The sequence below is a fragment of the Rhodoferax fermentans genome, assembly GCF_002017865.1.
GTDB classification, from domain to species: domain Bacteria; phylum Pseudomonadota; class Gammaproteobacteria; order Burkholderiales; family Burkholderiaceae_C; genus Rhodoferax; species Rhodoferax fermentans.
In genome coordinates this window covers 3,327,059-3,352,289 of sequence record NZ_MTJN01000002.1, presented here as the reverse complement: position 1 = coordinate 3,352,289, position 25,231 = coordinate 3,327,059, and the positions used below count along the sequence as shown (strand labels likewise).

General features: G+C 62.0%; 19 protein-coding genes. 13 read left to right on the top strand and 6 right to left on the bottom strand.

The window, feature by feature from the left end:
- Positions 1 to 5 precede the first annotated feature (5 nt).
- From RF819_RS15575 to RF819_RS15555, 5 genes are all read left to right on the top strand, one after another.
- Positions 6 to 2,474: a DNA internalization-related competence protein ComEC/Rec2 gene (locus RF819_RS15575; RefSeq protein WP_078365825.1), complete on the top strand. Its 2,469-nt coding sequence runs from the start codon at positions 6 to 8 to the stop codon at positions 2,472 to 2,474.
- Positions 2,475 to 2,666: 192 nt separating this feature from the next.
- Positions 2,667 to 4,190 carry a circularly permuted type 2 ATP-grasp protein gene (locus RF819_RS15570; protein WP_078365824.1) on the top strand — a complete coding sequence of 508 codons (1,524 nt, stop codon included), beginning with the start codon at positions 2,667 to 2,669 and terminating at the stop codon, positions 4,188 to 4,190.
- 28 nt (positions 4,191 to 4,218) lie between these two features.
- Positions 4,219 to 5,181 (top strand): alpha-E domain-containing protein, encoded by a 963-nt coding sequence (locus RF819_RS15565; protein WP_078365823.1) that lies wholly within the window; start codon positions 4,219 to 4,221, stop codon positions 5,179 to 5,181.
- Positions 5,182 to 5,198: 17 nt separating this feature from the next.
- A complete protein-coding gene (locus RF819_RS15560) occupies positions 5,199 to 8,393 on the top strand; it encodes a bifunctional diguanylate cyclase/phosphodiesterase (protein ID WP_078366983.1) in 3,195 nt (1,064 codons plus the stop codon).
- A gap of 58 nt (positions 8,394 to 8,451) precedes the next feature.
- Positions 8,452 to 9,321 (top strand): HDOD domain-containing protein, encoded by an 870-nt coding sequence (locus RF819_RS15555; RefSeq protein ID WP_078365822.1) that lies wholly within the window; start codon positions 8,452 to 8,454, stop codon positions 9,319 to 9,321.
- A gap of 44 nt (positions 9,322 to 9,365) precedes the next feature.
- Here RF819_RS15555 and mltB read toward each other — a convergent pair whose 3' ends face one another.
- From mltB to RF819_RS15540, 3 genes are read right to left on the bottom strand one after another with little or no spacing between them, the layout of a single operon-like run.
- The gene (mltB, locus tag RF819_RS15550) at positions 9,366 to 10,511 is read right to left on the bottom strand and encodes a lytic murein transglycosylase B (protein WP_078365821.1); all 1,146 of its coding nucleotides are present in this window, start codon (positions 10,509 to 10,511) and stop codon (positions 9,366 to 9,368) included.
- 14 nt (positions 10,512 to 10,525) lie between these two features.
- Positions 10,526 to 12,550: a transglutaminase TgpA family protein gene (locus RF819_RS15545; protein WP_078365820.1), complete on the bottom strand. Its 2,025-nt coding sequence runs from the start codon at positions 12,548 to 12,550 to the stop codon at positions 10,526 to 10,528.
- Positions 12,547 to 13,431: a DUF58 domain-containing protein gene (locus RF819_RS15540; RefSeq protein ID WP_244899916.1), complete on the bottom strand. Its 885-nt coding sequence runs from the start codon at positions 13,429 to 13,431 to the stop codon at positions 12,547 to 12,549. Before RF819_RS15540 ends, RF819_RS15545 begins: the two co-directional genes overlap by 4 nt.
- Between RF819_RS15540 and RF819_RS21785 the strand changes: the two genes are divergently transcribed.
- The gene (locus tag RF819_RS21785; RefSeq protein ID WP_200224522.1) at positions 13,412 to 13,684 is read left to right on the top strand and encodes a hypothetical protein; all 273 of its coding nucleotides are present in this window, start codon (positions 13,412 to 13,414) and stop codon (positions 13,682 to 13,684) included. The two genes, RF819_RS15540 and RF819_RS21785, sit on opposite strands and share 20 nt — an antisense overlap.
- A 21-nt stretch (positions 13,685 to 13,705) precedes the next feature.
- Here RF819_RS21785 and RF819_RS15535 read toward each other — a convergent pair whose 3' ends face one another.
- Positions 13,706 to 14,626: an AAA family ATPase gene (locus RF819_RS15535; protein WP_078365818.1), complete on the bottom strand. Its 921-nt coding sequence runs from the start codon at positions 14,624 to 14,626 to the stop codon at positions 13,706 to 13,708.
- Positions 14,627 to 14,669: 43 nt separating this feature from the next.
- Here RF819_RS15535 and RF819_RS15530 point away from each other — a divergent pair, with 43 nt between their 5' ends.
- The 7 genes from RF819_RS15530 to RF819_RS15500 all read left to right on the top strand — a co-directional run bounded on the left by RF819_RS15530 (position 14,670) and on the right by RF819_RS15500 (position 22,457).
- Positions 14,670 to 15,623, top strand: a complete 954-nt coding sequence (locus RF819_RS15530) for a histone deacetylase family protein (RefSeq protein ID WP_078365817.1) — start codon at positions 14,670 to 14,672, stop codon at positions 15,621 to 15,623.
- Entirely contained in the window at positions 15,616 to 16,881 is a 1,266-nt protein-coding gene (locus RF819_RS15525) for a mechanosensitive ion channel family protein (RefSeq protein WP_078365816.1), read from the top strand. Before RF819_RS15530 ends, RF819_RS15525 begins: the two co-directional genes overlap by 8 nt.
- 191 nt (positions 16,882 to 17,072) lie before the next feature.
- A complete protein-coding gene (locus RF819_RS15520) occupies positions 17,073 to 17,822 on the top strand; it encodes an electron transfer flavoprotein subunit beta/FixA family protein (protein ID WP_078365815.1) in 750 nt (249 codons plus the stop codon).
- A 35-nt stretch (positions 17,823 to 17,857) separates the two neighbouring features.
- Entirely contained in the window at positions 17,858 to 18,793 is a 936-nt protein-coding gene (locus RF819_RS15515; RefSeq protein WP_078365814.1) for an electron transfer flavoprotein subunit alpha/FixB family protein, read from the top strand.
- Between the two features lie 97 nt (positions 18,794 to 18,890).
- Positions 18,891 to 20,681, top strand: coding sequence for an acyl-CoA dehydrogenase (locus RF819_RS15510; protein WP_078366982.1), 1,791 nt, complete (start codon positions 18,891 to 18,893; stop codon positions 20,679 to 20,681).
- The gene (locus tag RF819_RS15505; RefSeq protein WP_078365813.1) at positions 20,678 to 21,466 is read left to right on the top strand and encodes an alpha/beta hydrolase; all 789 of its coding nucleotides are present in this window, start codon (positions 20,678 to 20,680) and stop codon (positions 21,464 to 21,466) included. Before RF819_RS15510 ends, RF819_RS15505 begins: the two co-directional genes overlap by 4 nt.
- Positions 21,467 to 21,497: 31 nt before the next feature.
- Complete coding sequence (locus tag RF819_RS15500) at positions 21,498 to 22,457, top strand: NAD(P)H-dependent flavin oxidoreductase (protein ID WP_078365812.1); 960 nt, start codon at positions 21,498 to 21,500, stop codon at positions 22,455 to 22,457.
- Between the two features lie 75 nt (positions 22,458 to 22,532).
- Here RF819_RS15500 and RF819_RS15495 read toward each other — a convergent pair whose 3' ends face one another.
- Both RF819_RS15495 and dnaJ read right to left on the bottom strand, forming a co-directional pair.
- Complete coding sequence (locus tag RF819_RS15495; protein ID WP_078365811.1) at positions 22,533 to 23,897, bottom strand: MBL fold metallo-hydrolase RNA specificity domain-containing protein; 1,365 nt, start codon at positions 23,895 to 23,897, stop codon at positions 22,533 to 22,535.
- Positions 23,898 to 24,006: 109 nt separating this feature from the next.
- On the bottom strand, positions 24,007 to 25,143 hold the full coding sequence (gene dnaJ, locus RF819_RS15490) for a molecular chaperone DnaJ (protein ID WP_078365810.1): 1,137 nt from the start codon (positions 25,141 to 25,143) through the stop codon (positions 24,007 to 24,009).
- Positions 25,144 to 25,231 lie beyond the last annotated feature (88 nt).

Sequence of the window (25,231 nt, the reverse complement as noted above, 5' to 3'; positions counted from 1 at the left end):
TTGGCATGCCCGAGTTTCATGGCCCTTCTCCCCACACGACAGCGCAGCGTCTGCCGGGCTTGACGCCTGCGCTGCTGGGGATCCTGGCGGGCAGCGCCTTGCAGCTGCAGCAGGCGGCACTGTGGTCCTCTCGCATATATGTACTTTTTGTGCTTCTGGCCCTGATATTGATTGGGCTGATAGCTATCTATTTAAAAGCACGTGGGCGCGCGGCGGCGCTGGCCAGTGGTCTGGCTTTTGTGCTGTTGGCGGTGGGCATCACCGGTTGGCGGGCCACGCTGTTTGTCGACTCGGCCTTGGCGCCAGCGTTGGAGGGGCGAGACATCGCGCTCAGCGGTGTGGTGGCCGGTTTGCCGCAGCCTTTTGAAGGGGGTTTGCGTTTTCGCTTTGAGCCGGAAACTGCCTGGCTAAATGGGCAGCCGGTGGCGCTGCCGCAGCGACTGGAGCTGGCCTGGTACAGCGGTGTGTTTGGCCAGGGCGATGGCGCCAGCGATCCGGCCGGTGAGTTGCAGCGCACCCCGTTTGTTGTGCAGGCAGGTGAGCGTTGGCGGTTCAATGTGCGGCTCAAAGCGCCCCATGGTGGCCTCAACCCGCACGGCTTTGACTACGAGCTGTGGCAGTGGGAGCAAGGTGTGCAGGCCACCGGTTATGTGCGTGCTGGCCGCCGTGACCCGCCGCCCCAACGTCTGGGGCAAACCGGGCAGCACCCGGTGGACGGTTTGCGACAACAGGTGCGGGCGTCCATTTTTGCCAGGGTGTCCGACCCACGCGCTGCCGGTGTGTTGGCGGCCTTGGTCACCGGTGACCAAGGCGCGATTGAGCGCTCTGACTGGGATGTGTTTCGCGCCACCGGTGTGGCCCATTTGATGAGCATTTCGGGCCTCCATATCACGATGTTTGCATGGCTGGCCGCTGCACTGGCAGGAAGCTTGTGGCGACGTTCCACGCGGCTGTGCTTGTGGCTGACTGCACCGAGTGCGGCCTTGCTGGGTGGCCTGGTGCTGGCGACGCTGTACGCCCTGTTCAGCGGCTGGGGTGTGCCCGCCCAACGCACGGTGCTGATGCTGGCCACCGTGGGTGCCTTGCGTTTGCTGGGTCTGCGCTGGCCGTGGCCACAGGTGTGGCTGCTGGCCTGTGTGACGGTGGTGCTGCTGGACCCGTGGGCCCTGTTGCAGGCTGGCTTCTGGCTGAGTTTTGTGGCGGTGGGGGTATTGTTTGCTTCAGATTCGGGAGCTGTCAGCCCAATTGATAAAAGGGCTAGAGGCCGATTTGTTGCCATGCTGCGCGAGCAATGGGTGATCACGCTGGCGCTCACGCCCTTGAGCCTGCTGCTGTTTGGCCAGGTCTCGCTGGTGGGGCTGCTGGCGAATGTGTTGGCCATTCCCGTGGTGACGTTGCTGGTGACACCGCTTGCCATGGTCGGCGTGATGGTGCCCGGCTTGTGGACCTGGGCTGCTGGGGTGATTGAGCTGTTGGGCGAGGTGCTGCGCTGGCTGGCGAGCTGGCCGGGGGCAGTGCTTTGGGTGGCCAAGGCGCCGTGGTGGGCTGGCGCGGCAGCGGTCTTGGGTGGCGTGTTGCTGGCCTTGCGTCTGCCTTGGAGCCTGCGTCTGGCCGCACTGCCGCTGGTGATGCCGGTGTTGTTGTGGCAGGCACCCAGGCCGCCACTGGGACAGTTTGAGCTGCTGGCGGCAGACATCGGGCAGGGCAGTGCGGTGTTGGTGCGCACCCAACACCATGCTTTGTTGTACGACGCCGGCCCGCGTTTCAGCAGCGAAAGTGATGCCGGCCAGCGTGTGTTGGTGCCCTTGCTGCGGGCGTTGGGGGTGCAACTCGATACCGTGATGCTGAGCCACCGCGACAGCGACCACACCGGTGGCGCCCAGGCGGTACTGGGCATGCAGCCGCAGGCCCAGTTGATCAGCTCGATGGCCGGTGAGGACAGCCTGGTCACACAGCACCCGGCCACGCGCTGTGTGGCAGGCCAGCGCTGGCGCTGGGACGGGGTGGATTTTGAGGTGCTGCACCCACAGGCCGCCGACTATGGTCGGCTCACCAAGCCCAACGCCTTGAGTTGTGTGCTGCGCATCACCAACGGCCAGCAGACGGCCTTGCTGATGGGGGACATCGAGCAGCCGCAGGAAGCCCAACTGGTGCAGACCCTGGCCAGTGGCCCGCCCGGTGCCGTGCCCACATTGCGTGCCGATGTGCTGCTGGTGCCGCACCATGGCAGCAAGTCCTCCAGCAGTGGCGCCTTTCTGGAGGCCGTGCAACCACGCATCGCGCTGGTGCAAGCGGGTTACAGAAACCGATTTGCTCACCCTGCTGACTCTGTTTTGGTGCGTTATCAGGCCCTTGGAACCCGCTTGTTTGATACGCCCCATTGTGGTGCCATGACCTGGCAGTCGTGGTGGTCGCAGACTGTGCGCTGTCAGCGCCAGGTTGATCAGCGTTACTGGCACCACCGGGTGCCTTGAGGGCCGATCTTCAAAGCCCTTGCTGACTTACAAGGCAGCTTTTTGGAGAAAGCTGTGCCATCGGCACTGCGGGAGGCACAGCGGGGAAAGCCTGATGACAGGAAAAAGGTGCATAAACAGACATGCGCGGCTGGGGCAGTAGCCCGTTGATTGGCCCAAAGCTTGCTATCGTTTGCTCAGGAGAAGATATTCATGCAGAAATTCGACGAGATGTACACGCGTTTGCCCTATGAGTTCTTCACCCATGGCGCGCAAATCCGCGATCACTACAAGATTTACGACGAATGGCTAGCCCGCCAGCCGGGCGACATGATGGCCAAACGCCGTGAAGAAGCAGAGATGATCTTCCGCCGTGTCGGCATCACCTTTGCGGTGTATGGCGACAAAGATGAGGATGGTGCGGGCACCGAGCGCCTGATCCCGTTTGACCTGATTCCACGCATTGTCCCGGCCAATGAATGGCGCATGCTGGAGGCCGGTCTGGCCCAGCGTGTCAACGCGTTGAACCGCTTTTTGCATGACATCTACCACGACCAGGACATTCTGAAAGCCGGGCACATCCCGCGCGAGCAGATCGAGCAAAACGCCCAGTTCCGCCCGCAGATGATCGGGGTGGATGTGCCCAACCAGGTCTATTCGCAGATTTCGGGCATTGACTTGGTGCGGGCACCCGACGCCAGTGGCAAGGGTGAGTATTACGTGCTTGAGGACAACCTGCGTGTGCCCAGTGGGGTGAGCTACATGCTCGAAGACCGCAAGATGATGATGCGCCTCTTCCCCGACCTGTTCAACAAACACCGGGTGGCGCCGATTGCGCATTACCCAGATTTGTTGCTGGAGACCCTGCGTGAAAGCAGCCCGGCCACCACAGCCGAGCCCACCGTGGTGGTGCTCACGCCCGGCATGTACAACAGCGCTTATTTTGAACACGCTTTCCTGGCGCAGCAAATGGGTGTCGAGCTGGTCGAAGGGCAGGACTTGTTCTGCAAAGACAACTTCTGCTACATGCGCACCACCCGTGGTCCGCAGCGGGTGGATGTGATCTACCGTCGTGTGGACGACGATTTTCTTGACCCAACGGTGTTTCGCCCCAGCTCCACGCTGGGTTGCGCCGGGCTGCTTGAGGTCTACAAGGCCGGCCATGTGAGCATCTGCAACGGGGTCGGCACCGGTGTGGCCGACGACAAGTCGATCTACCCCTATGTGCCCAAGATGATCGAGTTTTACCTCGGTGAAAAACCCATCCTCAACAATGTGCCGACCTACATGTGTCGCAACAAGGACGACCTGGCCTATGTGCTGGCCAACATGAAAGACCTGGTGGTCAAGGAGGTGCATGGTGCGGGCGGCTATGGCATGCTGGTGGGGCCTGCGGCAACCAAGGCCGAGGTCGAAGACTTCAAAAAGGCGGTGATGGCCAACCCCTCGGGTTACATCGCGCAACCCACATTGAGTTTGTCGAGTTGCCCGACTTTTGTCGAGAGTGGTATTGCCCCACGCCACATCGACCTGCGCCCTTATGTGCTGAGCGGCAAATCCGTGCAGATGGTGCCGGGTGGCCTGACCCGTGTGGCGCTGAAAGAAGGCTCGCTAGTGGTCAACTCCTCACAAGGGGGTGGCACCAAGGACACCTGGGTTCTGGAGGACGACCGTTCTGCCGCCGTCCACGCGGCGCAGTCGCAGACCCAGTCCAGCACCGAGCCCGACGCGAGCTGAGCACCCAGATCACCCACGAAAGCCACCTATGTTGTCACGAACCGCCGACCACCTGTTCTGGATGAACCGTTACACCGAGCGAGCCGAAAACACCGCGCGTCTGCTCGATGTCAATTACCAGACCTCGCTGCTGCCACAGTCCGAGGCGGTTGCACTGTCGGGCTGGCAGGGCTTGCTGTCGATCAGTGAGCTGAAGTTCAGCTACCAGGAAAAACACGGAGAGATCAACGCCAAGAAGGTGATGGACTTCATGGTCAAGGACGAGAGCAACCCGTCCTCCATCTTGTCTTGCCTGACCGCTGCACGTGAGAACGCCCGCGCGGTGCGGGGGGCCCTCACCACCGAGGTCTGGGAAACCCTCAACCAAACCTGGCTGGAAGTCAAACGCAAGGTGAAGGTGGGTGAATATGAGGAGGACCCCGCGCAGTTTTTTGACTGGGTCAAGTTCCGCTCCCATCTGTCGCGGGGTGTCACCGTGGGCACCATGCTGATGGACGAGGCGCTGTATTTCATGCGCCTGGGCACTTTTTTGGAACGTGCCGACAACACCGCGCGTCTGGTGGATGTGAAGTTCCATGCGGTTGAGAGCGACTTTTATGGCACGGCCAACCTCAAGAAGGACCAGGAGTACGACTTCTACCACTGGAGCGCCATTTTGCGCAGCGTCAGTGGTTTTGAGGTGTACCGCAAGGTCTACCGCGACGTGATCAAACCCGAGCGTGTGGCTGAGTTGCTGATCTTGCGCCCCGACATGCCGCGCAGCCTGCACGCCAGCCTCAACGAGGTGGTGGGCAACCTCAAGATGGTGGCCAACGACCAATCCACCGAGACCCAGCGCCGGGCTGGCAAGTTGCGCGCCGAGCTGGAATATGGCCGCATTGACGAAATTCTGGCAACCGGCCTGCACGCCTATCTGACGCAGTTTCTGGACCGGGTCAACGACCTGGGTGCCCACATCAGTCGGGACTTTTTGATCCCGACCCCGGTGTGAGGGCGCTGCGACAGGCAATGCGTTTGCAGATCAGTCGGCGGTTCAGGCCGGTGGCGGCTTGGCTCGGCCGCTTGAGCGTCAGCCGCAAGCTGACGCTGATTTATTTGTTGGACTTGACGGCGGTGATTTTTGTCTCCGGCATCCTGATCAACGAAAAATACCTGGCGATCGACTTTGCCCGCAAGGAGATGGTCGGCATCAGCTACACCAACGCGGTGCGGGATGTGTTGATGCCCCAGGTCGGGACACCCAGCCTGGCGCAGGTCGATGTGACCGCCGCCCGGCACCGCCTGGCATCTCAACGTGCTTTGTTCGATGTCCAGCTCAATGCACAAGCCGATAGCCAGGCCTTTGTGACCCGCCTTGATGCGCCAAACTCCGAAGCGACGGTTTTGTCTGCTTCTCTCAAACCCATGGTCTCCAGCGCCCGCGCACTGATCACCACGGTGGGCAACCAGTCGAACCTGATCCTCGACCCCGACTTGGACAGCTACTACAACATGTCTCTGGTGGTGCTGCGTTTTCCCGAGTTGGTGGATGTGCTGCTGGACACCGCGCAGACCGTCGGCAGGCGTCCGCCAACGTCGGCGGCGGCGTCCTCGCTGCACAGCACCTCTTTGCTGATTCTGGCGGGGCGGCTGGATGCGATCCGCCAGGGCATTGCATCGGACTACGCTCAGGCGCTGGCAGCCGGTAGCCCGGCCCTGAAGGCGGCTTTGCAGCCACAGCGGGAAAAACTGGATGCCCAATTGGCAGGGCTGCTCAGTCAGGTTCAAAAGGCTTCTGAGCAAGGTACCACCGAACAGGACCGCCAGACCTTTGCCCGCGGCTACGGTGCATCGCTGGACACGCTGAACCTGGCCTGGCATGCGTCCTCGCGCGCGCTAGGTGGCTTGCTGCAAGCGCGGGTGGACGCGCTGTTCCACAAAATGTGGCTGCATCTGGGCACCGCGCTGGCCTTGTTGCTGGCCATTCTGAGCCTGGTGTTCACCGTGGCGCGGCTGATTGCCCGGCCCTTGAAACAACTCGCGGGTGTGGCCAACGATGTGCGCCAGAGTGGCAACTACAACCTGCGCGCACAGTGGGACAGCCAGGACGAGATTGGCCACCTGGTGAATACGTTCAACGGCATGCTCGCGCAGCTCGACCAGGCCGAGCTGTTGGAGTCGATCCCGGTGGCAATGATGGTCACCTCGATCCCCGATCACCAGGTCCTGCATGCCAACGAAACTGCCCAGCCCTGGCTGGCCGGTTGCACCACCGACCCCTGGCACAAGGGCCTGGAGCCTGGCGTGCGTTCGCGTTTTTTCCAGCAACTCTCAGACCGTGACCAGATCGACGAGTTTGAGGTGCGTTGGCTCGGTGGTGTGGAAAGCGCGTGGGCGGTGTTGTCGGCGCGGCGACTGAGTTTTCAGGGCCAGGACGCGGTGCTGACCACCTTCACCCCGATCAATGTGCTCAAGCTCATGGAGCAGCGCATGGAGTTGTGGGCCAAGGTGTTTGAGGCCTCCAGCGAAGGCATCATCATTCTGGACAGCCAGCAGCGGGTGCTCAGTGTCAACCGGGCCTATTGCCGTGCCACCTCTTACGATTTTTATGAGGTGGTGGGTGAACATCTGGGGCGGCTTCTCGGGCATGAGCAGCACAAAGCCGCCGACGATGTCCCGGATGTGATCGATGCGGTGGTGCTGGCCGACATGATCCGCGCCATCCACAAGCGCAACGAGTGGCAGGGCGAGGTCTTGCTGCGCAAACGCACCGGTGAAACCTACCCGGCCTGGATGATGATCTCGGCAGTGCGTGAGTCCTCGCTGCAGGAAGACATCTCACACTACATTTGTATCGCGGTTGACATCACCGACCGCAAACGCACCGAGGCACGGGTCAAGTTCCTGGCCCACCACGATGTGTTGACCGAGCTGCCCAACCGCGCGATGTGTGTCGAGATGCTGGAGGCCGCCCTCCAGCAGGCCAGTGTCAGTGGTGAATGCCTGGCGGTGCTGTTCATTGACCTGGACCGCTTCAAAGTCATCAACGACACCCTGGGCCACCACGTTGGTGACGGCCTGTTGCAGTCAGTGGCACAACGCTTGCAGCAGTCGGTGCGTTCTGGTGATCTGGTCAGCCGCCTGGGCGGGGACGAGTTTGTGGTGATCCTGCGCCAGCTGCAAGACGGTGCCCAGGCCCGCTGGCAGGCCGAGCAGCGCCTGATCCCGCTGATCCGCCAGCCGCACCAGGTGCATGGCCATGAGCTGCGGGTGTCCTGCAGTGTGGGCATTGCGATCTTCCCGACCGACGGCCACGATCTGGTGGAGCTGATGCGCCGCGCCGATGCCGCCATGTACGAGGCCAAAACCTCTGGCCGTGATGCGGCCCGGGTGTTTGATGTCTCGATTGACTTGGCCATCCGTGAACGCCAGTCGCTCGAGCAGCACCTGCGCCTGGCGCTGGAGCGCGGTGAGTTTTGCCTGCACTACCAACCCCAGGTGGACGCACAAAACCAGCAGGTGGTGGGTGTGGAGGCCTTGTTGCGCTGGCACAGCGCCGAGCTGGGTGAGGTCTCGCCCACCCGTTTTATCCCAGTGGCCGAAGAGTGTGGCCTGATCCAGCCGATCGGTCGTTGGGTGATGAACGAGGCCTTCCGCCAAAAAGCCGCCTGGGAGGCTTTGGGTCTGGATGCGCTGGACCTGTCGATCAACCTGTCAGCGGCGCAGCTGGCCGACCCCGAGCTGGTGGGCCTGGTGCAGCACTGCATTGAACGCCACGGCTGTGACCCTACACGGATGGTGCTGGAGATCACCGAGTCCCATCTGATGGCCGACCCGGTGGCTGCCAGCGAGAAGCTTCTGGCCATCAAGGCACTGGGCCTGCAGCTTTCGATTGACGACTTTGGCACCGGCTACTCCAGCCTGGCCTACCTCAAACGTTTTCCAATTGATGAGTTGAAAATCGACCAGTCTTTTGTGCAGAGCATGCTCGACGACGAGGCAGATCTGGCCATCGTGCGCTCGATCATTGCGCTGGGCCATGCCCTGGGCCTGCGCCTGGTGGGTGAAGGCGTAGAGCATCAGCAGCAGGCCATCCAGCTCAAGGCCTTGGGTTGTGACGAGTTGCAGGGTTATTATTTCTCGCGACCGCTGAGCGCGCGCGCACTGGAGCAGCATGTGTTCCAGGAGCCAAAGAAGCTGGAGCACAGACACGCTTGTGTTTGACCTGACTCGGGGGTCCGGTCCGGGTTTCGCGGCAATAATCGGCATCAGGAGTTTTTGCATGTCCATCCGAGCCTTGAACCGTGAACTGGATGCCGCGCGTGACGCGGGTCCGGTCAAAGATATTGTCATTCCACCCTGTCCGCAGTTGCTGGTGCAATTGCAAGAGGAACTGGCTCAGGCGGACCCCAACCCGCAACGGGTGGCCGAGATCGCGGGTGCCGACGTGGCGATGGCCGCCGCGCTGATCAAGGTGGCCAACAGTTCCTTGTACGCGCGCCGCGAACCGGTGCAATCGGTGGTGCAGGCGATCAACATGCTGGGTGTCAAACCCACGGCCAGCATCCTGACCGGGTTTTTGCTGCGCAACGCCATTCGCATTGACCCGACACTGATCGAGCATTTCTGGGAGTCGTCCACCCGCCGCTCTTTGGCCATGGCCCACATTGCCGGGCAGATGTACGGGCTGGACCTGGATGTGTGCAAAACCTGCGGCCTGTTTTTCCATGTCGGCATCCCGGTGATGCTGCAAGGTGTGCGCGGCTACAGCGGCACCCTGGTGGAGGCCATGGCGCGCCAGGACCGCACCTTTGTCCAGACCGAAAACGCCGCCCACCGCACCGACCACGCGGTGGTGGGTGCGATTGTGGCCAAAACCTGGCGTCTGCCTGCCGAGGTGGTCTACGCGGTGCGGCTGCACCATGATTTCTCATCACTGACCGACAGCCATGTGCCACTGGGCGTGCGTCAGCTGGTGGCCATCGCTGCCATTGCCGACCACCTGGTGGCCCGCCACGAGGGCGTCAAAGAGCAGCGTGAGTGGGAAAAACATGGGGCACTGTGTCTGGACTTTCTGCAGATCGGTGCCGAAGAGGTAGAGACCTGGGTGGACGAGCTGTACCCGGTTTTTGAAGGGGTAATCGTCTCTTAGCCCTTATTCCATAAGGGCGTGTAGCTACTTTTAGTGCAGCAGACTCAGGGCCTCAGCGGCACCAAAACGGCTTCCTGGGTGGTGGCCGCATCCAGCTGCTTTGCTGCTTTTATGACCGCCTGACCCAGTTCAATCACCGCCATCGCGTAATAACTGCTCCAGTTGTAGCGGGTGATCACGTAAAAGTTCTCGGTGCCCGCCAGGTAGCTCGGCGGCGCATCACCGTTTTGCAGCTCAATCAGCGCCAGTTTGCCGGGGTGGGACTGCGCGGCAGCCTCCAGCACCACACCTTTGGCCTGGACATCTGCCACACTGAAAGTCGGCAAGATGTCTGGCACCAGCAGCGTGGGCAGGTCGAGTCGGGTGCTGTCAAAACTCAGAGCAAAGTGGGTCGGCTGCCCGGGCTGCCAGCCAAAAGCGGCCAGGTAGTTGGCCACCGAGCCAATCGCATCCCCGGGGCTGCTGAAGAGGTCAACCTTGCCGTCTGCATCAAAGTCCACCGCATGTTTGTGCCAGCTGCTGGGCATGAACTGCGGCAAACCCAGAGCCCCGGCATAACTGCCGCGCCACAACGTCGGGTTGATGTCACCACGTTGCATCATGCTCAGAAACTGCGCCAGTTCCCCTTTGAAATATTGACTGCGTGCGCCAGCGCGTGGGTGGCTTTGGGGAAAGTCAAAGGCCAGCGTGGCCAGCGCGTCAAGCACCCGGTAGTTGCCCATTTGTTGGCCATAGATGGTTTCCACACCAATGATGCCGAGCACGATGTCCACCGGCACACCGGTTTGGGCTTGCGCCCGCAGCAAGGTGTCGCGGTGCAATTGCCAGAAGGCGACCCCGGCGCGGATGCGTTTGGGTTCAATAAAACGGCTGCGGTAGAGCTGCCAGTTTTTGGCCACACCAAGCGCTGGTGGTGTGACGGCTTGGGCGATGCCCTGGATGTAGCGCGCTTGCCCTATTGCTTGGCGCACCCAAGCCGGGTCCAGGTCGCGCTGCTGGGCGATCTCGTCGGCCGCTTGCATGGCGTCACTGCGCTGCGCGTAACTCGGGCCGGGCACCGGGGCGCTGGCCACCGTTTTGGCCGTCTTTTGGGGATGATGTGGGTGTTTTTTGGCCTCAGCCCCGATGGGTAAAGCGGTGATAGCTATCAAAAGCAGTGCAAGTAAAGGTCTCAAGGCAGGCAAAGGCATGGTCAGTCGGTGTTTCAAACACCCCAGCGTAGGCGCCGGAGTTCGTGCTGCAGTGTAGTGAGCTGGCGCTTGTGGCTGCTGTGCCCATTTGGTGGTGCGTAGCGCAGCGCTTCCAGGCGCAGCAGCCAGTCCATCAGCGCCTGGACCTCGGTGGATGTTCCGCCTTGAGCAGCCCGCAGCTGCTCGGCCAGTTCACGCGCTGTGCTGTTGTCTGGTGCGGGCAGCCCGGCGCGTGACAGCCGTGCCCGGGCCTGTGCCAGCAGACGCAGCCAGGGGTCCTGCCGCTGCCGCTCCCAGGCACTCCAGCCCGCGCCAAGCAGGCTCACCGTCACCACGATGGCACACAGCAAGAGAATCAGGTCTTCCCAGCTGGGCGCCTCAAAACCGATGGCTTTGAGCAGGTCGAGCTGCTTGGCCTGGGTGTAGTTCAACACCCACTGGTTCCAGCGGTTGTTGAGGGCGTCCCAGCTGGCACGTAGGTTCAGCGCAAAACGCGGGTTGACATTGCCCAGGATGGCTTGGGCCAGCACACCGCGCTGTGGTTCGAGTCGGGCAAAACTGCCGGTGCGCATGGGCGCCACCATGGACGTTGGGTCCACCCGCTGCCAGCCCTGTCCGGGCAGCCAGACCTCGGCCCAGGCGTGCGCGTCACTTTGGCGCACGGTCCAGAAACCATCCACGTTATTGCGCTCACCGCCCTGGTAACCGGTGACCACGCGCGCGGGCACCCCGGCGCCACGCATCAGGATCACAAACCCTGCCGCAAAGTGTTCACAGAACCCGGCCTTGCGGTCAAACCAGAACTCGTCGGCACTGTCGCGACCAGACAGACCGGGCTCCAGCGTGTAGACAAAACCACCGGTACGCAAGCGCTCCAGCGCGGCTTGCACCAGGTGGCTGTTGGCCCCCTCACCGGCGGGTGCCTCGCGCCTGAGTGTTTGCGCCAGTGCCAGCGTGCGCGGGTTGAAGCCGCTGGGCAAGGCCAGGTAGGGCGCCAGCCGGGCTGGGCTCTGGTTTTTGCCGTAGCTGAACTGGGGGTAGCTGGTAGCCTGGTAACGCAGCAGCGCGGTGGCTTGGCGGTCTTGTTGCCATTGCAGCTCAGCCGACATCCGCGCACGGCCCTGCGGCAGCTCTGGTGCGCTGGGTGTGGCATCCAGCGTGAGCAGCCAGGGGCGCTGGTTGGGCTCCAGCGTGACCTGGTAGGCCACCGCCGGGCCCTGCACCTGCAGATCGGCTTCGGCAGCGCGCCACACACCCGCTGCCTCGCTGGGCCGCCAGCGCACGCCGTCAAAGTTGGACAGCACCGGGCCACGAAAGTACAGGTCTTTCTGCGCAGGTGGTGGGCCGCTGAAGTTGATACGCATGGCCACGCTGTCGTCCAGCGCCAGGCTGGCAATGTTGCCCACCGTCATGTCGCTCGACAAACCACTGCGTCCGGCCATCGCATCGCCCGGCAGGCCCCACAGCGGTGCCATGCGCGGGAACAGCAAAAACAGCACCAGCATGATCGGCGCGCCCAGCAGCGCCATGCCCCCCGCCGTACGCGCCGACTGCCACAGCGGCGGGCGCCCGACCGGCAGGTGGGCGTTGACCAGCGCTGTCAACAAGCCCCATAGCGCGATCAGCATGACGGCGGCGGTCAGCAGTGACTGCGAGTAGAAGAAGTTGGTCAACATCAGGAAAAAACTCAGGAAAAACACCACATAGGCGTCGTGCTGGGCACGTAACTCCAGGGTTTTGAGTGCCAGCAAGACCACGACCAGGGTCACACCAGCATCACGCCCAAGCAGGGTTCTGAAGGACAGCAGCGTGGCAGCCACCGCCACTAGCAGCAGGCCCAGGCGCCACCAGCGCGAGGGCAGCGCCTGACCACGCCAGGCCAGCGTGCCGCGCCAGAGCATGACCGCCCCAGTTAATGGCCCACACCACAGCGGCAACTCGGAGAGCATGGGCGCCACCACCCATCCGATCACCAGCAGCATAAATAGCGTGTCGCGGGTGTCACGCGGGAGCTGGTTCAGGGTGCCGGGCAGCTTCATGCGAGCGCCAGCGCACGCAGGCAACGTTGCAGGTGTTGTGGGCCGTGGTCGGGGCCGATGTCCTGGCCGCTCAAGCGCAGGCCGTAACGTAGGCCCAGCTGGTCAGCCCGCAGCACCCAGGCACACAGGCGGCTGAGCTGCTGCTCGGGATGTGACAAGGCCGTCAGCGGGCGGCTGAGCCAGAGGTCATGTTGCTGCGCCGCCACACTGTCCCGGCTGACCAGTGCACCGGTTTTGGCCACTTGTTTCCACAGGATGTTTTTCAAAGGGTCACCACGCCGGTAGGGCCGGATGCTGTCGGGTTCGCCGTGGTGATGCGGGGCGGTACGGGTCGGGCCGTGGCCGGTCTCAGAGGCGCCATCGGGCAGGGGGGGCGGCTGGGTTTCGGGGGACGGGTAGACCAGCAAGGGGCTGGCGGGCCGCCACAGCGTCCAGACACAAAAACTCCCCAGCGGAAACAGGGTCTGGGCACGCACCGTGGGCAGCGGGTGCAGGCCACGCTGACCCGGTAGACAGGCCAGTTGCACGCGTGCCTGGGACAGCGGTGCCAGATCGGTCAACACCCACTGCTGGCTGCCCTGGATGGCCAGCGCCAGGGCTGGTCGAGTGCGTTGGCTGGGGTTCAGCAGTTGGATGTCAAATAGGGCTCTGGCCCCCGCAAATACTGGGTCAGGTGCTATCAAGCTCATGGTGATGCCACGCAGGTTGGCATGGCTCACATGCATGGCCACCAGTGAACAACCGGCCAGCAAAAAGGTCAGCAGGTAACCCAGGTTGAGCTGGTAGTTGATGGAGGCCAGTAACAACACCAGCAGCGTGGCGCCCAGCATCCAGCCCGCGCGCGTGGGCAGGATGTAGACCGTGCGCTGGGTCAGGGTCACGCTGTCAGATGCTGGCAAACGCGCCAGCCACCAGCGCTCAAAGCGCGCCCGCAGCGACGCAACTGGATTCCAGATCAGTGCACCCCTGGCCCTTGGACGGCCAGGCCACCAGGTGTGTCGCCTGATGCTGGAGGCCTTTGAGGCGTTTCTGGGCAAAGCCATTCAGGTGTCGCTGCCGGGTTTTATGCCAGAGCACCCGTGGCACTGGCTTGGCCAGGCCACCGGGTGCGCCCCCTTGAGGGGGATGCACTGAAGGCGCTTCGGGGGAGAACCATCACTGCAGCGGCACCGCGTCCAGCATCGCTTGCACCTGGGCACGCGCACCACGGTTGGCGTCGGCGCTGGGAACCAGCCGGTGCGCGATGGTTTGCGGCAGGATGGCGCGCACATCGTCGGGCGCCACATAGTCGCGCCCGCTCAGCAGGGCCCGTGCTTTGGCCGCGCGCACCACCGCAATGCCGGCGCGTGGGCTCAGGCCCTGCACAAACCAGCTGCCAGAGCGGGTGGCGGCCAGCAGGTCTTGCACATAGTCCAACAAGGGCCCGCTGGTGTGCACCGCCAGCACCTGGTTTTGCAACAGCAGCAACTCGGCCGGGCTCAGCAGGCTGGGCAGGGCCTCGACCAGCTCGCGCCGGTCGGCACCGCCGAGCAACTGGCGCTCGGCCTCGCGGCTCGGGTAACCGAGCGAGAGACACATCAGGAACCGATCCAGCTGCGACTCGGGCAACGCATATGTGCCCACCTGGTCCATCGGGTTTTGGGTGGCGATGACAAAAAAAGGTGAGGGCAGGGGTCGGGTCTGGCCGTCGATGCTGACCTGTTTTTCTTCCATCGCTTCCAGCAAGGCGCTTTGGGTCTTGGGGCTGGCACGGTTGATCTCGTCGGCCAGCAGCACCTGGGTAAACAGCGGGCCGGGGTGGAACACAAACGCTTCCTGGCTGCGCTCGAACACCGAGACCCCGAGCAGGTCGCTGGGCATCAGGTCGGAGGTGAACTGCACCCGAGAAAACTGCAAACCAAAGGTGCGCGCCAGTGCGTGCGCCAGGGTGGTTTTTCCGACCCCCGGCACGTCTTCAATCAGCAGGTGCCCCCCTGCCAGCAAACACGCCACACAATCTTGTGTTTGGTCAAATTTGCCCACGATCACCGTGTTAAGCTGGTTGACCAGGGCTGTAAGCTTTGCTTGTATATCCATCAGGTAACCTTACCAAAAAAATCATTCCAGGAGACAAACCTGTATGTCAATGACCGGATACTTTACTCACCCGAGTTTTCGCAAGCATGAGATGGGTCCGGGTCACCCGGAATGCCCTGAGCGACTGGATGCCATTGATGACCGGCTGCTGATCAGCGGTCTGGATGTGGCGCTGGACCGACGCGAAGCCACCCCGGCCTCCACCTCCGACATTGAACTGGCCCATGGCCGCATGTATGTGGCTGCGATCCGCGGGCTCAACGCCGAGCTCAAGGAGGAGATTGCCGCTGGGGGGGCCGACCACCTGCAGATCGACCCCGACACCAGCATCAACATTCACACATGGACGGCGGCCCTGCATGCAGTGGGGGCGGCCACCGACGCGGTCGATGCGGTGCTGGCCGGTGAAATGAACACCGCTTTTTGTGCGGTGCGCCCGCCCGGGCACCATGCTTGTCGCGACAAGGCCGGTGGTTTCTGCTTTTTCAACAACGTGGCGATTGCCGCCAAATACGCGCTGGAGCGGCATAACCTGCAGCGCGTGGCGATAGTGGACTTTGACGTGCACCACGGCAATGGCACAGAGGACATCGTCAAGGGGGATGACCGGATTCTGATGGTGAGTTTTTACCAGCACCCGTTTTACCCGCTGGGCTGGGAGCACTCGAGTGCGCCCAACCTGGTCAACCTGCCGGTGCCGGCCTACACCAAGGGCATGGAGATCCGCGAAATGATCGAAGGCGCCTGGATGCCGCGTCTGGAAGAGTTTCAGCCCGAGCTGATCCTGATCAGTGCCGGGTTTGATGCCCACCGCGAGGACGACATGGGCCAGCTTGGTCTGGTGGAAAACGACTACGCCTGGATCACCAGCCGCATCATGGATGTCGCGCACCGTTATGCACAGGGGCGGGTCATCAGCTGCCTGGAAGGTGGGTATGTGATGAGTTCGCTGGCGCGCAGCGTGGAGGCGCATATCCGGGTGATGGCCGATGTCTGAGGTGCAACCTGACGACCTGCAAACCTGGCTGGAGGCGCTGGTACAGACCCGCACCCTGATCGAACTGGCGGTGCTGCTCGGCTGTGCCTTGCTGGCCTGGCTGCTGGCCAACCTGGCCGCCCGGGCCTTTGTGGGCCGCGACGCCAACAGCATCACCTTTGGTCGGCGCATTGTGGACGGTGTGTTGTTCCCTGCGCTGTGGTTGGCGCTGGCTTATCTGGCGCGCCAACTGCTGGGCCATTCGCTGCCGCTGGCGGCGTTCAAGATTGCGATACCGGTGCTGATGTCGCTGCTGGTGATCCGGCTGGGTGTCAAGGTGCTGCAGGCAGCGTTTAAAGAAACCCCTTTGATCCGTTTTCTGGAGCGCACCATCTCCTGGTTGGCCTGGCTGGCCATGGTGCTGTGGGTCAGTGGTTTGTTGCCGGTGGTGATGGAAGAGCTCGACCAGATCAGTTGGAAGGTCGGCTCCAGCCAGTTGTCGGTGCGCAAGATCATCGAGGGGTCCCTCACCGCCGGTCTGGTGCTGATCATCACCTTGTGGATTTCTTCGGCACTGGAGTCCAAGTTATTGCGCCATGTCACCGGTGGTGAGCTGAGCCTGCGCAAGGCCTTCAGCAATGCGGCTAAGGCGCTGCTGATGTTTGTCGGGCTGCTGCTGGCGATGTCGGCGGTGGGCATCGACATGTCGGCGCTGTCGGTGCTCGGTGGCGCGGTGGGGGTTGGCATTGGTTTTGGCCTGCAGAAGCTGGCTGCCAATTACGTGTCGGGTTTTGTCATTCTGGCTGAGCGCAGCATGCGTATTGGTGACACGGTTCAGGTCGACAACTTCAACGGTGTCATCACCGAGATCAATGCGCGCTACACGGTGATCCGTTCGCTCAGTGGCCGCGAGTCGATTGTGCCCAACGAGATGCTGATCACCAGCCGGGTCGAAAACCTGTCGCTGGCCGACCCCAAGGTCTGGCAGTCCACCACGGTGTCGGTGGGTTACGAGAGTGATGTGGATCTGGTCACACGGCTGCTGCTGCAGGCGGCGTCCCAGCAGGAGCGGGTGCTGCAGGAGCCCGGCCCGGCGGTGGCGCTGATGAATTTTGGTGCTGACGGGCTGGAGTTCCGCCTGGGCTACTGGATTCGCGACCCCGAAAACGGCAGCGACAATCTGCGCTCCTCGATCAATCTGGCGATTTTGCAGCTGCTGCGCGAGAACCGGGTCGAAATTCCTTTCCCACAACGTGTCATTCATCAACGCGCCGCTTGAGCACAAGCCAAGCAGTGGGTATACTAAAAAAGAACGGTCGTTCTATTATTGGTTTTTTGGCGGATTGTCTGTGGTTTGACCAGGCTGGCTGGTACGCCCGCATAAAATGCCCAGGTTGACGTGCACGTCAATGGAATTGACCGGTGCACGGTGTGTTTTGCCATTCATTTTTACTTTGGAGAGACGTTTTTATGAAAGTCCTGGTCGCAGTCAAACGCGTGGTGGACTACAACGTGAAGGTCCGGGTCAAGTCGGACAACACCGGTGTAGATATTGCCAACGTGAAAATGAGCATGAACCCGTTTGACGAGATTGCCATCGAAGAAGCGGTGCGTCTCAAAGAAAAGGGTGTGGCCACCGAAATCATCGCGGTGTCCTGTGGTGTCACCCAGTGCCAGGAAACCCTGCGCACCGCCATGGCGATTGGTGCCGACCGGGCCATCCTGGTCGAGACCGCAGCCGAGTTGCAGCCTTTGGCGGTGGCCAAGATCCTCAAGGCGATTGTGGACAAGGAACAACCCGGCCTAGTGATCCTGGGCAAACAAGCCATCGACGACGATTGCAACCAGACTGGCCAGATGCTCGCGGCCCTGGCCGATCTGCCCCAAGTCACCTGCGCCAGCAAGATTGAAGTGACGGACGGCAAGGCCAGCATCACCCGTGAAATCGATGGTGGTTCTGAAATCCTCAGTGTCACTTTGCCTGCGGTCATGACGGCTGACTTGCGCCTCAACGAGCCACGTTATGTGACCCTGCCCAACATCATGAAGGCCAAGAAAAAGCCGCTCGACATCATCAAGGTGGAAGACCTCGGTGTTGATGTGACCGCACGCATCAAGACCCTCAAAGTCTCCGAGCCGCCCAAACGCAGCGCCGGCATCAAGGTGCCTGACGTGGCCACGCTGGTCGCCAAACTCAAAACCGAAGCCAAGGTCATCTGACCCAGCGCCTGAGCCCACAGATTGAAGGAAGACACATGAGCTCTCTTGTTATTGCCGAACACGACAACACCCATCTCAAGCCCGCCACCTTGAACACCATCACCGCAGCCAGCCAGCTCGGTGGTGAGGTGCATGTGCTGGTGGCCGGCGCCAATGCCGCTGCTGTGGCGAGTGCCGCCGCCCAGGTCGCTGGTGTGGCCAAGGTGATCCACATCGATGCCGACAGCCTGGCCCATGGTGTGGCTGAAAACGTCACGGCCCAGGTGGTGGCGCTGGCGTCCAGTTACAGCCACATCCTGTTTGCAGCCACCGCATCGGGCAAAAACATCGCCCCACGCGTGGCTGCCAAGCTCGATGTGGGTCAGATTACAGACCTGAGCAAGGTGATCAGCCCCGACACCTTCGAGCGCCCGATTTACGCTGGCAATGCCATTGCCACCGTGCAGAGCCTGGACACGATCAAGGTGATCACCGTGCGTACCACGGCTTTTGATGCTGCAGCCCAATCAGAACAAGGGCCTGTAGCTATTGAAACGGTAGCTGCTTTGGCTGTCACCGGTGGCAGCACCTACCTGGGCAGTGAAATCGCCAAGAACGACCGCCCCGAACTCACCGCCGCCAAAGTCATCGTCAGCGGTGGCCGCGCCCTGGGTTCTCAGGAAAAGTTCAACGACGTGATGGTGCCGCTGGCCGACAAACTCGGTGCCGCCATCGGCGCCAGCCGCGCAGCGGTGGATGCCGGGTACGCGCCGAACGACTGGCAAGTGGGCCAAACCGGCAAGATCGTTGCCCCCCAGCTCTATATTGCTGCGGGCATCAGCGGCGCCATCCAGCATTTGGCCGGCATGAAGGACAGCAAGGTGATTGTGGCCATCAACAAGGACCCCGAGGCACCGATCTTCAGTGTGGCCGACTACGGGCTCGAAGCGGACCTGTTTGCCGCTGTGCCCGAACTGGTGGCTGCCTTGTAAGGCCAACCGGTGACCAGGGCATCCATGTGATGCCCTTTTTTTTCGCCAGAGCATGGGCACTGGCGCACTCAAGCCTCAAAAAAACCAGGAGACAAGCATGAGTTATTCCGCCCCTCTCAAAGACATGTTGTTCAACATCCGCTACTTGGCGGGTATTGATCAGATCGCGCAGTTGCCGGGCATGGAGGATGCTGGCTTCGAGACCGCGCAGGCAGTGCTCGAAGAAGCCGCCAAATTCAATGAAACTGTGCTGGCACCCCTGAACTGGGTCGGCGACCAGAACCCCACCAGCTGGAAAGACGGTATGGTCACCGCCACACCCGGCTTCAAGGCGGCGTTCAAGCAATACACCGAAGCCGGGTGGCAGGGCCTGCAGCACCCGGTGGCCTACGGCGGTCAGGGTTTGCCCAAAACCATCGGTTCGGCCGTGGGGGAAATGCAGAACTCGGCCAATATGAGTTTTGCCTTGTTGCCATTGCTTTCTGACGGTGCGATTGAGGCGTTGTTGACGGCGGGTTCCAGTGAACTCAATGCCATCTACCTTGAGAAACTGGTCAACGGCCAGTGGACTGGCACCATGAACCTGACCGAGCCACAGGCTGGCAGCGACCTGGCGGCGGTGCGTACCAAGGCCGAGCCGCAGCCCGACGGCAGCTACAAGATCGCGGGCACCAAGATTTTCATCACCTGGGGTGAACACGACCTGGCCGAGAACATCGTGCACCTGGTGCTGGCGCGAGTGAACGGCGCGCCCGCTGGCGTCAAAGGCATCAGCCTGTTTGTGGTGCCGAAGTTCTTGGTCAAGGCAGATGGTTCGCTCGGTGCGCGCAACGATGTGGCTTGCGTCAGCATCGAGCACAAACTGGGCATCAAGGCCAGCCCGACCTGTGTGCTGCAGTTTGGCGATGCGGGTGGTGCCGTGGGGTATCTGGTCGGGCAGGAAAACCGGGGCCTGGAGTACATGTTCATCATGATGAACGCCGCCCGCTACGGTGTCGGGGTGCAGGGTATTGCGATTGCGCAGATGGCCTACCAGAAGGCGGTGGAGTTCGCCCGGGAGCGCATCCAGAGCCGCCCGGTGGATGGCTCCTTGCCAGCTGCTGGCCCGATCATTCACCACCCCGATGTCAAACGCATGTTGATGACCATGCGTGCCTACACCGAGGGTTGCCGTGCCTTGGCGAGTGTGGCCGCAGCCGCCTATGACGCGGCGCACCACCACCCGGACGCCCAGACGCGGGAGCAGAACGAGACCTTTTACGAGTTCATGGTGCCGCTGATCAAAGGCTTTTCCACCGAGATGAGCCAGGAGGTCACGTCATTGGGTGTGCAGGTGCATGGTGGCATGGGCTTCATCGAGGAAACCGGCTGCGCCCAGTATTACCGCGACTCCAAAATTTTGACCATCTACGAAGGCACCACCGCGATCCAGGCCAACGACCTGGTCGGTCGCAAAACCGCGCGTGATGGTGGCCAGACCGCCAAGGCGCTCGCCGCTCAGATCGCCAGTACCGAAGCCGAATTGACGGCCACTGCCACACCTGACGCCTTGGTCATGGCCAAGCGCCTGGCGGCGGCGCGCCTGGCCTTCATCGAGGTGGTGGACTTTGTGTCGGGCAACACCAAGGCACACCCTAATGCGGTGTTTGCCGGCAGCGTGCCCTACCTGATGCTGGCGGGCAACCTGATGGCGGGCTGGCAGATGGGCCGTGCCCTGTTGGTGGCGCAAGAGGCACTGGCACGCGGTGAGGATGTGGCCTTTATGCAGGCCAAGATCACCGTCGCCCGCTTCTATGCCGACCACATCCTGACCAAGGTGCCGGGCTTGCGCGACAGCATTGTGGACGGTGCGGCCTGTGTGACTGCACTGGCGCTGGACGCGTTTTGAGCCGCTGGTCAGACTCGGCCCTGCGCTGGGTCTTTGGTGCGCTGTTGGCCTGCCTGGCTGCGACCTCGGCCATGGCGCAGGACGGACTGGTGGTCCTGAGCTCGCGTGGTGATGTGGGCATCAGTTACTGGTGGATGCCGCGTGACGGTGCCGTGGCCACGGTGTTGTTGTTTGCGGGTGGCCATGGTGGGATCGGGCTCAAGGGCGGTGTGCCCCAATCAGGCAACTTTCTGATCCGCTCGCGTGACGATTTCGCGCGTGCGGGTTTGAATGTTGCCCTGGTTGGCAACCCGGACGACGCCAGACAGATGACACCGGCGTATCGCCGCTCTGTCGAGCATCAGGCCGATGTGCGAGCCATCTTGGATGACATTGGCAAGCGCAGCGCCGTTCCGGTGTGGCTGGTTGGCACCAGCCAGGGTACCCTCAGCGCGGCTGCCAACGGCGTGGCACTGGGCGCCCGGATTGCTGGCGTGGTGTTGAGCTCCACCGTCACCGGTCCGCAGTCGGGTGGCTCCGTGGCCGACATCGCGCTGGAGGACATCACGGTGCCGGTCCTGATCTTTCAGCACAAGCACGACGCCTGCCGTATCACCCCACCCACTGCGGCGCAGCATTTGATCAGCCGCCTGGTGTCAGCACCGGTCAAACAGTACATCGAAGTCGACGGCGGCACCGAGCCCACAAGCGGCCCCTGCGAGGCTTTCCATCACCACGGTTATGTCGGTATGGAAGCCCAGGCGGTGGACCAGATCAGCCGCTGGATCAAGCACCCAAGTCACTGACCCGCTGTGGGTCATTCAGAAAAGTCATCCTATGTCCAGACTCCCCACGCCTCTTGACCGTTTGCCGTTCCCAGTGATTGGTTCACCACTGTTCATCATCAGCAACCCGCAGCTGGTGATCGCCCAATGTATCGCTGGTGTGGTGGGCAGCATGCCAGCGCTCAACGCTCGGCCAGCCGAGCAACTTGAAGACTGGCTGATCGAGATCACCGAAGCCTTGGCGGCCCACAACCAGGCGCACCCGGAGCAACCCGCCGCACCCTTTGCCATCAACCAGATCGTGCACAAAAGCAATGAGCGGCTTGAGCACGACATGGCGCTGTGTGTCAAATACAAGGTGCCGATCATCATCACCAGCCTGGGCGCACGCGAAGACATCAACGCCGCCGCTCATGCTTACGGCGGCGTGGTGTTACACGATGTGATCAACAACAAACACGCCCACAAAGCCATCGAGAAAGGTGCCGATGGACTGATAGCGGTGGCAGCCGGTGCCGGTGGCCACGCCGGTGTCAAAAGCCCGTTTGCCTTGGTGCAGGAAATCCGCCAGTGGTTTGACGGCCCGCTGGTGCTCAGCGGCTCAATCGCCAGCGGGGGTGCGGTGCTGGCGGCTCAAGCCATGGGTGCGGACTTTGCCTACATCGGCTCGGCCTTCATCGCCACCCACGAGGCGCGTGCGTCAGAGGCTTACAAACAGGCGATTGTGGCCAGCAACTCCGACGATATCGTCTACAGCAACCTGTTCACTGGTGTACACGGCAACTACCTGGCGCCCAGCATTCGCGCCGCCGGACTGGACCCTGAGCACCTGCCCGAGAGCGACCCGAGCGCCATGAACTTTGGCGGTGACAAGGCCAAAGCCTGGAAAGACATCTGGGGTTGTGGCCAGGGCATTGGCGCCATCAGCCAGGTGCAGAGCACGGCTGATTTTGTGGCGCAGCTCAAACGCGAGTACGCGGCAGCGCGTGAGCGTTTGCTGGGTCTTGTGTAAGAAATTGGCCTCTAGCCCTTTCTTGAAAAGGGCTGATAGCTATAGTTACCGTAGCAAAGGAATCGCCTGATGTGTTCAGGTGGGCCAGGTGGATCCGGCCTCTGGCACCAGGGCGCGCCAGCCCAGCTCGTGTTTGATGCGGGCGCGCAGGGTGTCGGCCGGGCCTGCTTCACCGTGCACGATGTAGACCTGATCGGGCGCCTGCGGCATCGTGCGCAGCCAGCTGATGAGCTGGTTGGCATCGGCGTGGGCCGAGGCCGATTGCAGCTGCACCACCTCCGCATTCACGACCACGTCGCGGCCATGGATACGCACGGTTTTGGCACCGCTGGCAAAGCTGGCACCCCGGGTGCCGGGCGCCTGGTAACCGGTCAGGATGACCATGTTGCGGTGGTCGCCCGCGTAGTGGGCCAGGTGGTGCAACACCCGCCCGCCAGTGGCCATGCCGCTGGCCGACAGGATCACCATAGGCCCGTGGCGGCTGGCCAAGGCACGCGACTCGTCGGTGCTGTTGACCATGGTGGCGCCATGGGTCAGGGCGCGGCTGTCTTGCTGGCTCAGGCGGTGTTCACCCAAGTGCGCCTCAAACAAATGGGTGGTGTGCACCGCCATCGGGCTGTCCAGAAACACCGGCAGCGAAGTCGGCAGGTCACCCCGCAGTTTGAGCAGATGGATGGCGTGTAACAGCGCCTGGGCGCGGCCCACCGCAAAGACCGGCACCACCGCCACACCACCGCGCTTGGCCACACGTTGCAGCGGTGCTGCCAGTTCGGCCAGCATGTCCTCTACCGGGTGGATGCGGTCACCGTAGGTGGACTCGATCAGCACCGTGTCAGCCTGTGGCGCCTCGTCAGGTGGGCTCATGATCAGGTCGTCCGGGCGGCCCAGGTCGCCAGAGAACAAAATGCGCCGCCCGGCCACTTCCAGCAGGATGCTGCTGGCACCCAGGATATGGCCTGCGGCAGAGAAGGTGGCCTTCCAGCCAGGGATCGGGTTGAAGGCTCGACCAAAGTCATGGGTCTTGATGTGCGGCAGCGTGTCCAGCGCGTCCTGGCGGGTGTACAGGGGCAGGGCGGTCTCGTGTTTTGAGAGTTTGTGGCGGTTGGCAAACTCGGCGTCCTCTTCCTGGATGTGGCCGCTGTCGGGCAACAGGATCTTGCACAGGTCGCGCGTGCCGGGTGTGGCGTAAATCGGTCCGGAAAATCCTTCCTTCACGAGCAGTGGCAGGTAACCACTGTGGTCCAGATGCGCGTGGGTGAGTAACACCGCGTTGATCTGGTCGGGCGCCACTGGCAACGGGTTCCAGTTGCGCAAACGCAGCTGTTTGTAACCCTGGAACAGGCCGCAGTCCACCAACAGCGCTTTGCCATCAAAGCGCACCAGGTATTTGGAGCCGGTCACGGTACCGGCGCCGCCGAGAAAGCTGATGGTTACAGACATGACAGAGACTCCTGGGTGATGAGATGATGAAAAAAAGCCACGCAGTTTTTGAGAGAACTGCGTGGCTTTTTTTGTAGCAGGGATAGGCTCCCGGTGGGTCAGGCCTGGATCAGCTGAAGAAGCTCTTCAAGCGGTCGGTCCAACTGTCACCGGTGGGTGAGTGTTTGCTGCCGCCCTTTTTCAAGGACTCATCGAGCTCACGCAGCAGCTTGCGCTGGTGTTCAGTGAGTTTGACCGGGGTTTCGATCAGGATGTGGCAGTACAGGTCACCGGGGTAGCTGGAGCGCACACCCTTGATGCCCTTGCCGCGCAGCCGGAACTGTTTGCCGGTTTGTGTACCTTCGGGAATGTCGATGGCAGCCTTGCCAGCCAAGGTGGGCACATCAATTTCACCACCGAGCGTGGCGGTGACGATGCTGATGGGTACCGAGCAATGCAGGTCATCACCGTCGCGCTCAAAAATGTCGTGTTTCTTGAGGCGGATCTCGATGTACAGGTCACCCGGCGGGCCACCATTGGTGCCGGGTTCCCCATTGCCTGCGCTGCGGATGCGCATGCCACCGTCGATACCGGCCGGGATTTTGACTTCGAGTGTTTTTTGTTTCTTGATCTTGCCCTGGCCATGGCAGGCTGGGCAGGGTTCGGGAATGACCTTGCCAGTGCCGCGACAGGTCGGGCAGGTTTGCTGCACACTGAAGAAACCCTGGCGCATCTGCACCGACCCGGTACCGCCGCAGGTGCCGCAGGACTTGACCTGGGTGCCTGGTTTGGCGCCGCTGCCGTGGCAGCTGTCGCAGTTGTCCCAGCTCGGGATGCGGATTTGGGCATCCTTGCCCTTGGCCGCTTCTTCCAGCGTCACTTCCATGGCGTAACTCAGGTCACTGCCACGGTAAACCTGGCGGCCACCACCGGCACGACCGCGTTGTTGGCCGAACATGTCGCCAAAGATGTCACCAAAGGCTTCGGCAAAACCACCATAGGCTTCGGCGCCACCGGCACCACCGCGCATGTTCGGGTCCACACCGGCAAAGCCGTGCTGGTCGTAGGCCGCCCGTTTTTGCGGGTCAGACAACATCTCGTAGGCTTCTTTGGATTCCTTGAATTTTTCCTCGGCCACTTTGGCGGAGTCACCCTGGTTGCGGTCAGGGTGGTGCTTCATCGCGTGTTTGCGATAAGCCTTCTTGATCTCGTCGTCTGTGGCGTTTTTGGGAACACCCAGAACCTCGTAGTAATCTCTTTTTGACATGGTCTACTCGTGCCTGGTTTCAATACAAACGCCGCGTTGCTCCCTTGCGGTGATCAACGCGGCGCGTGCTGCCTGTGTCAACAACAGT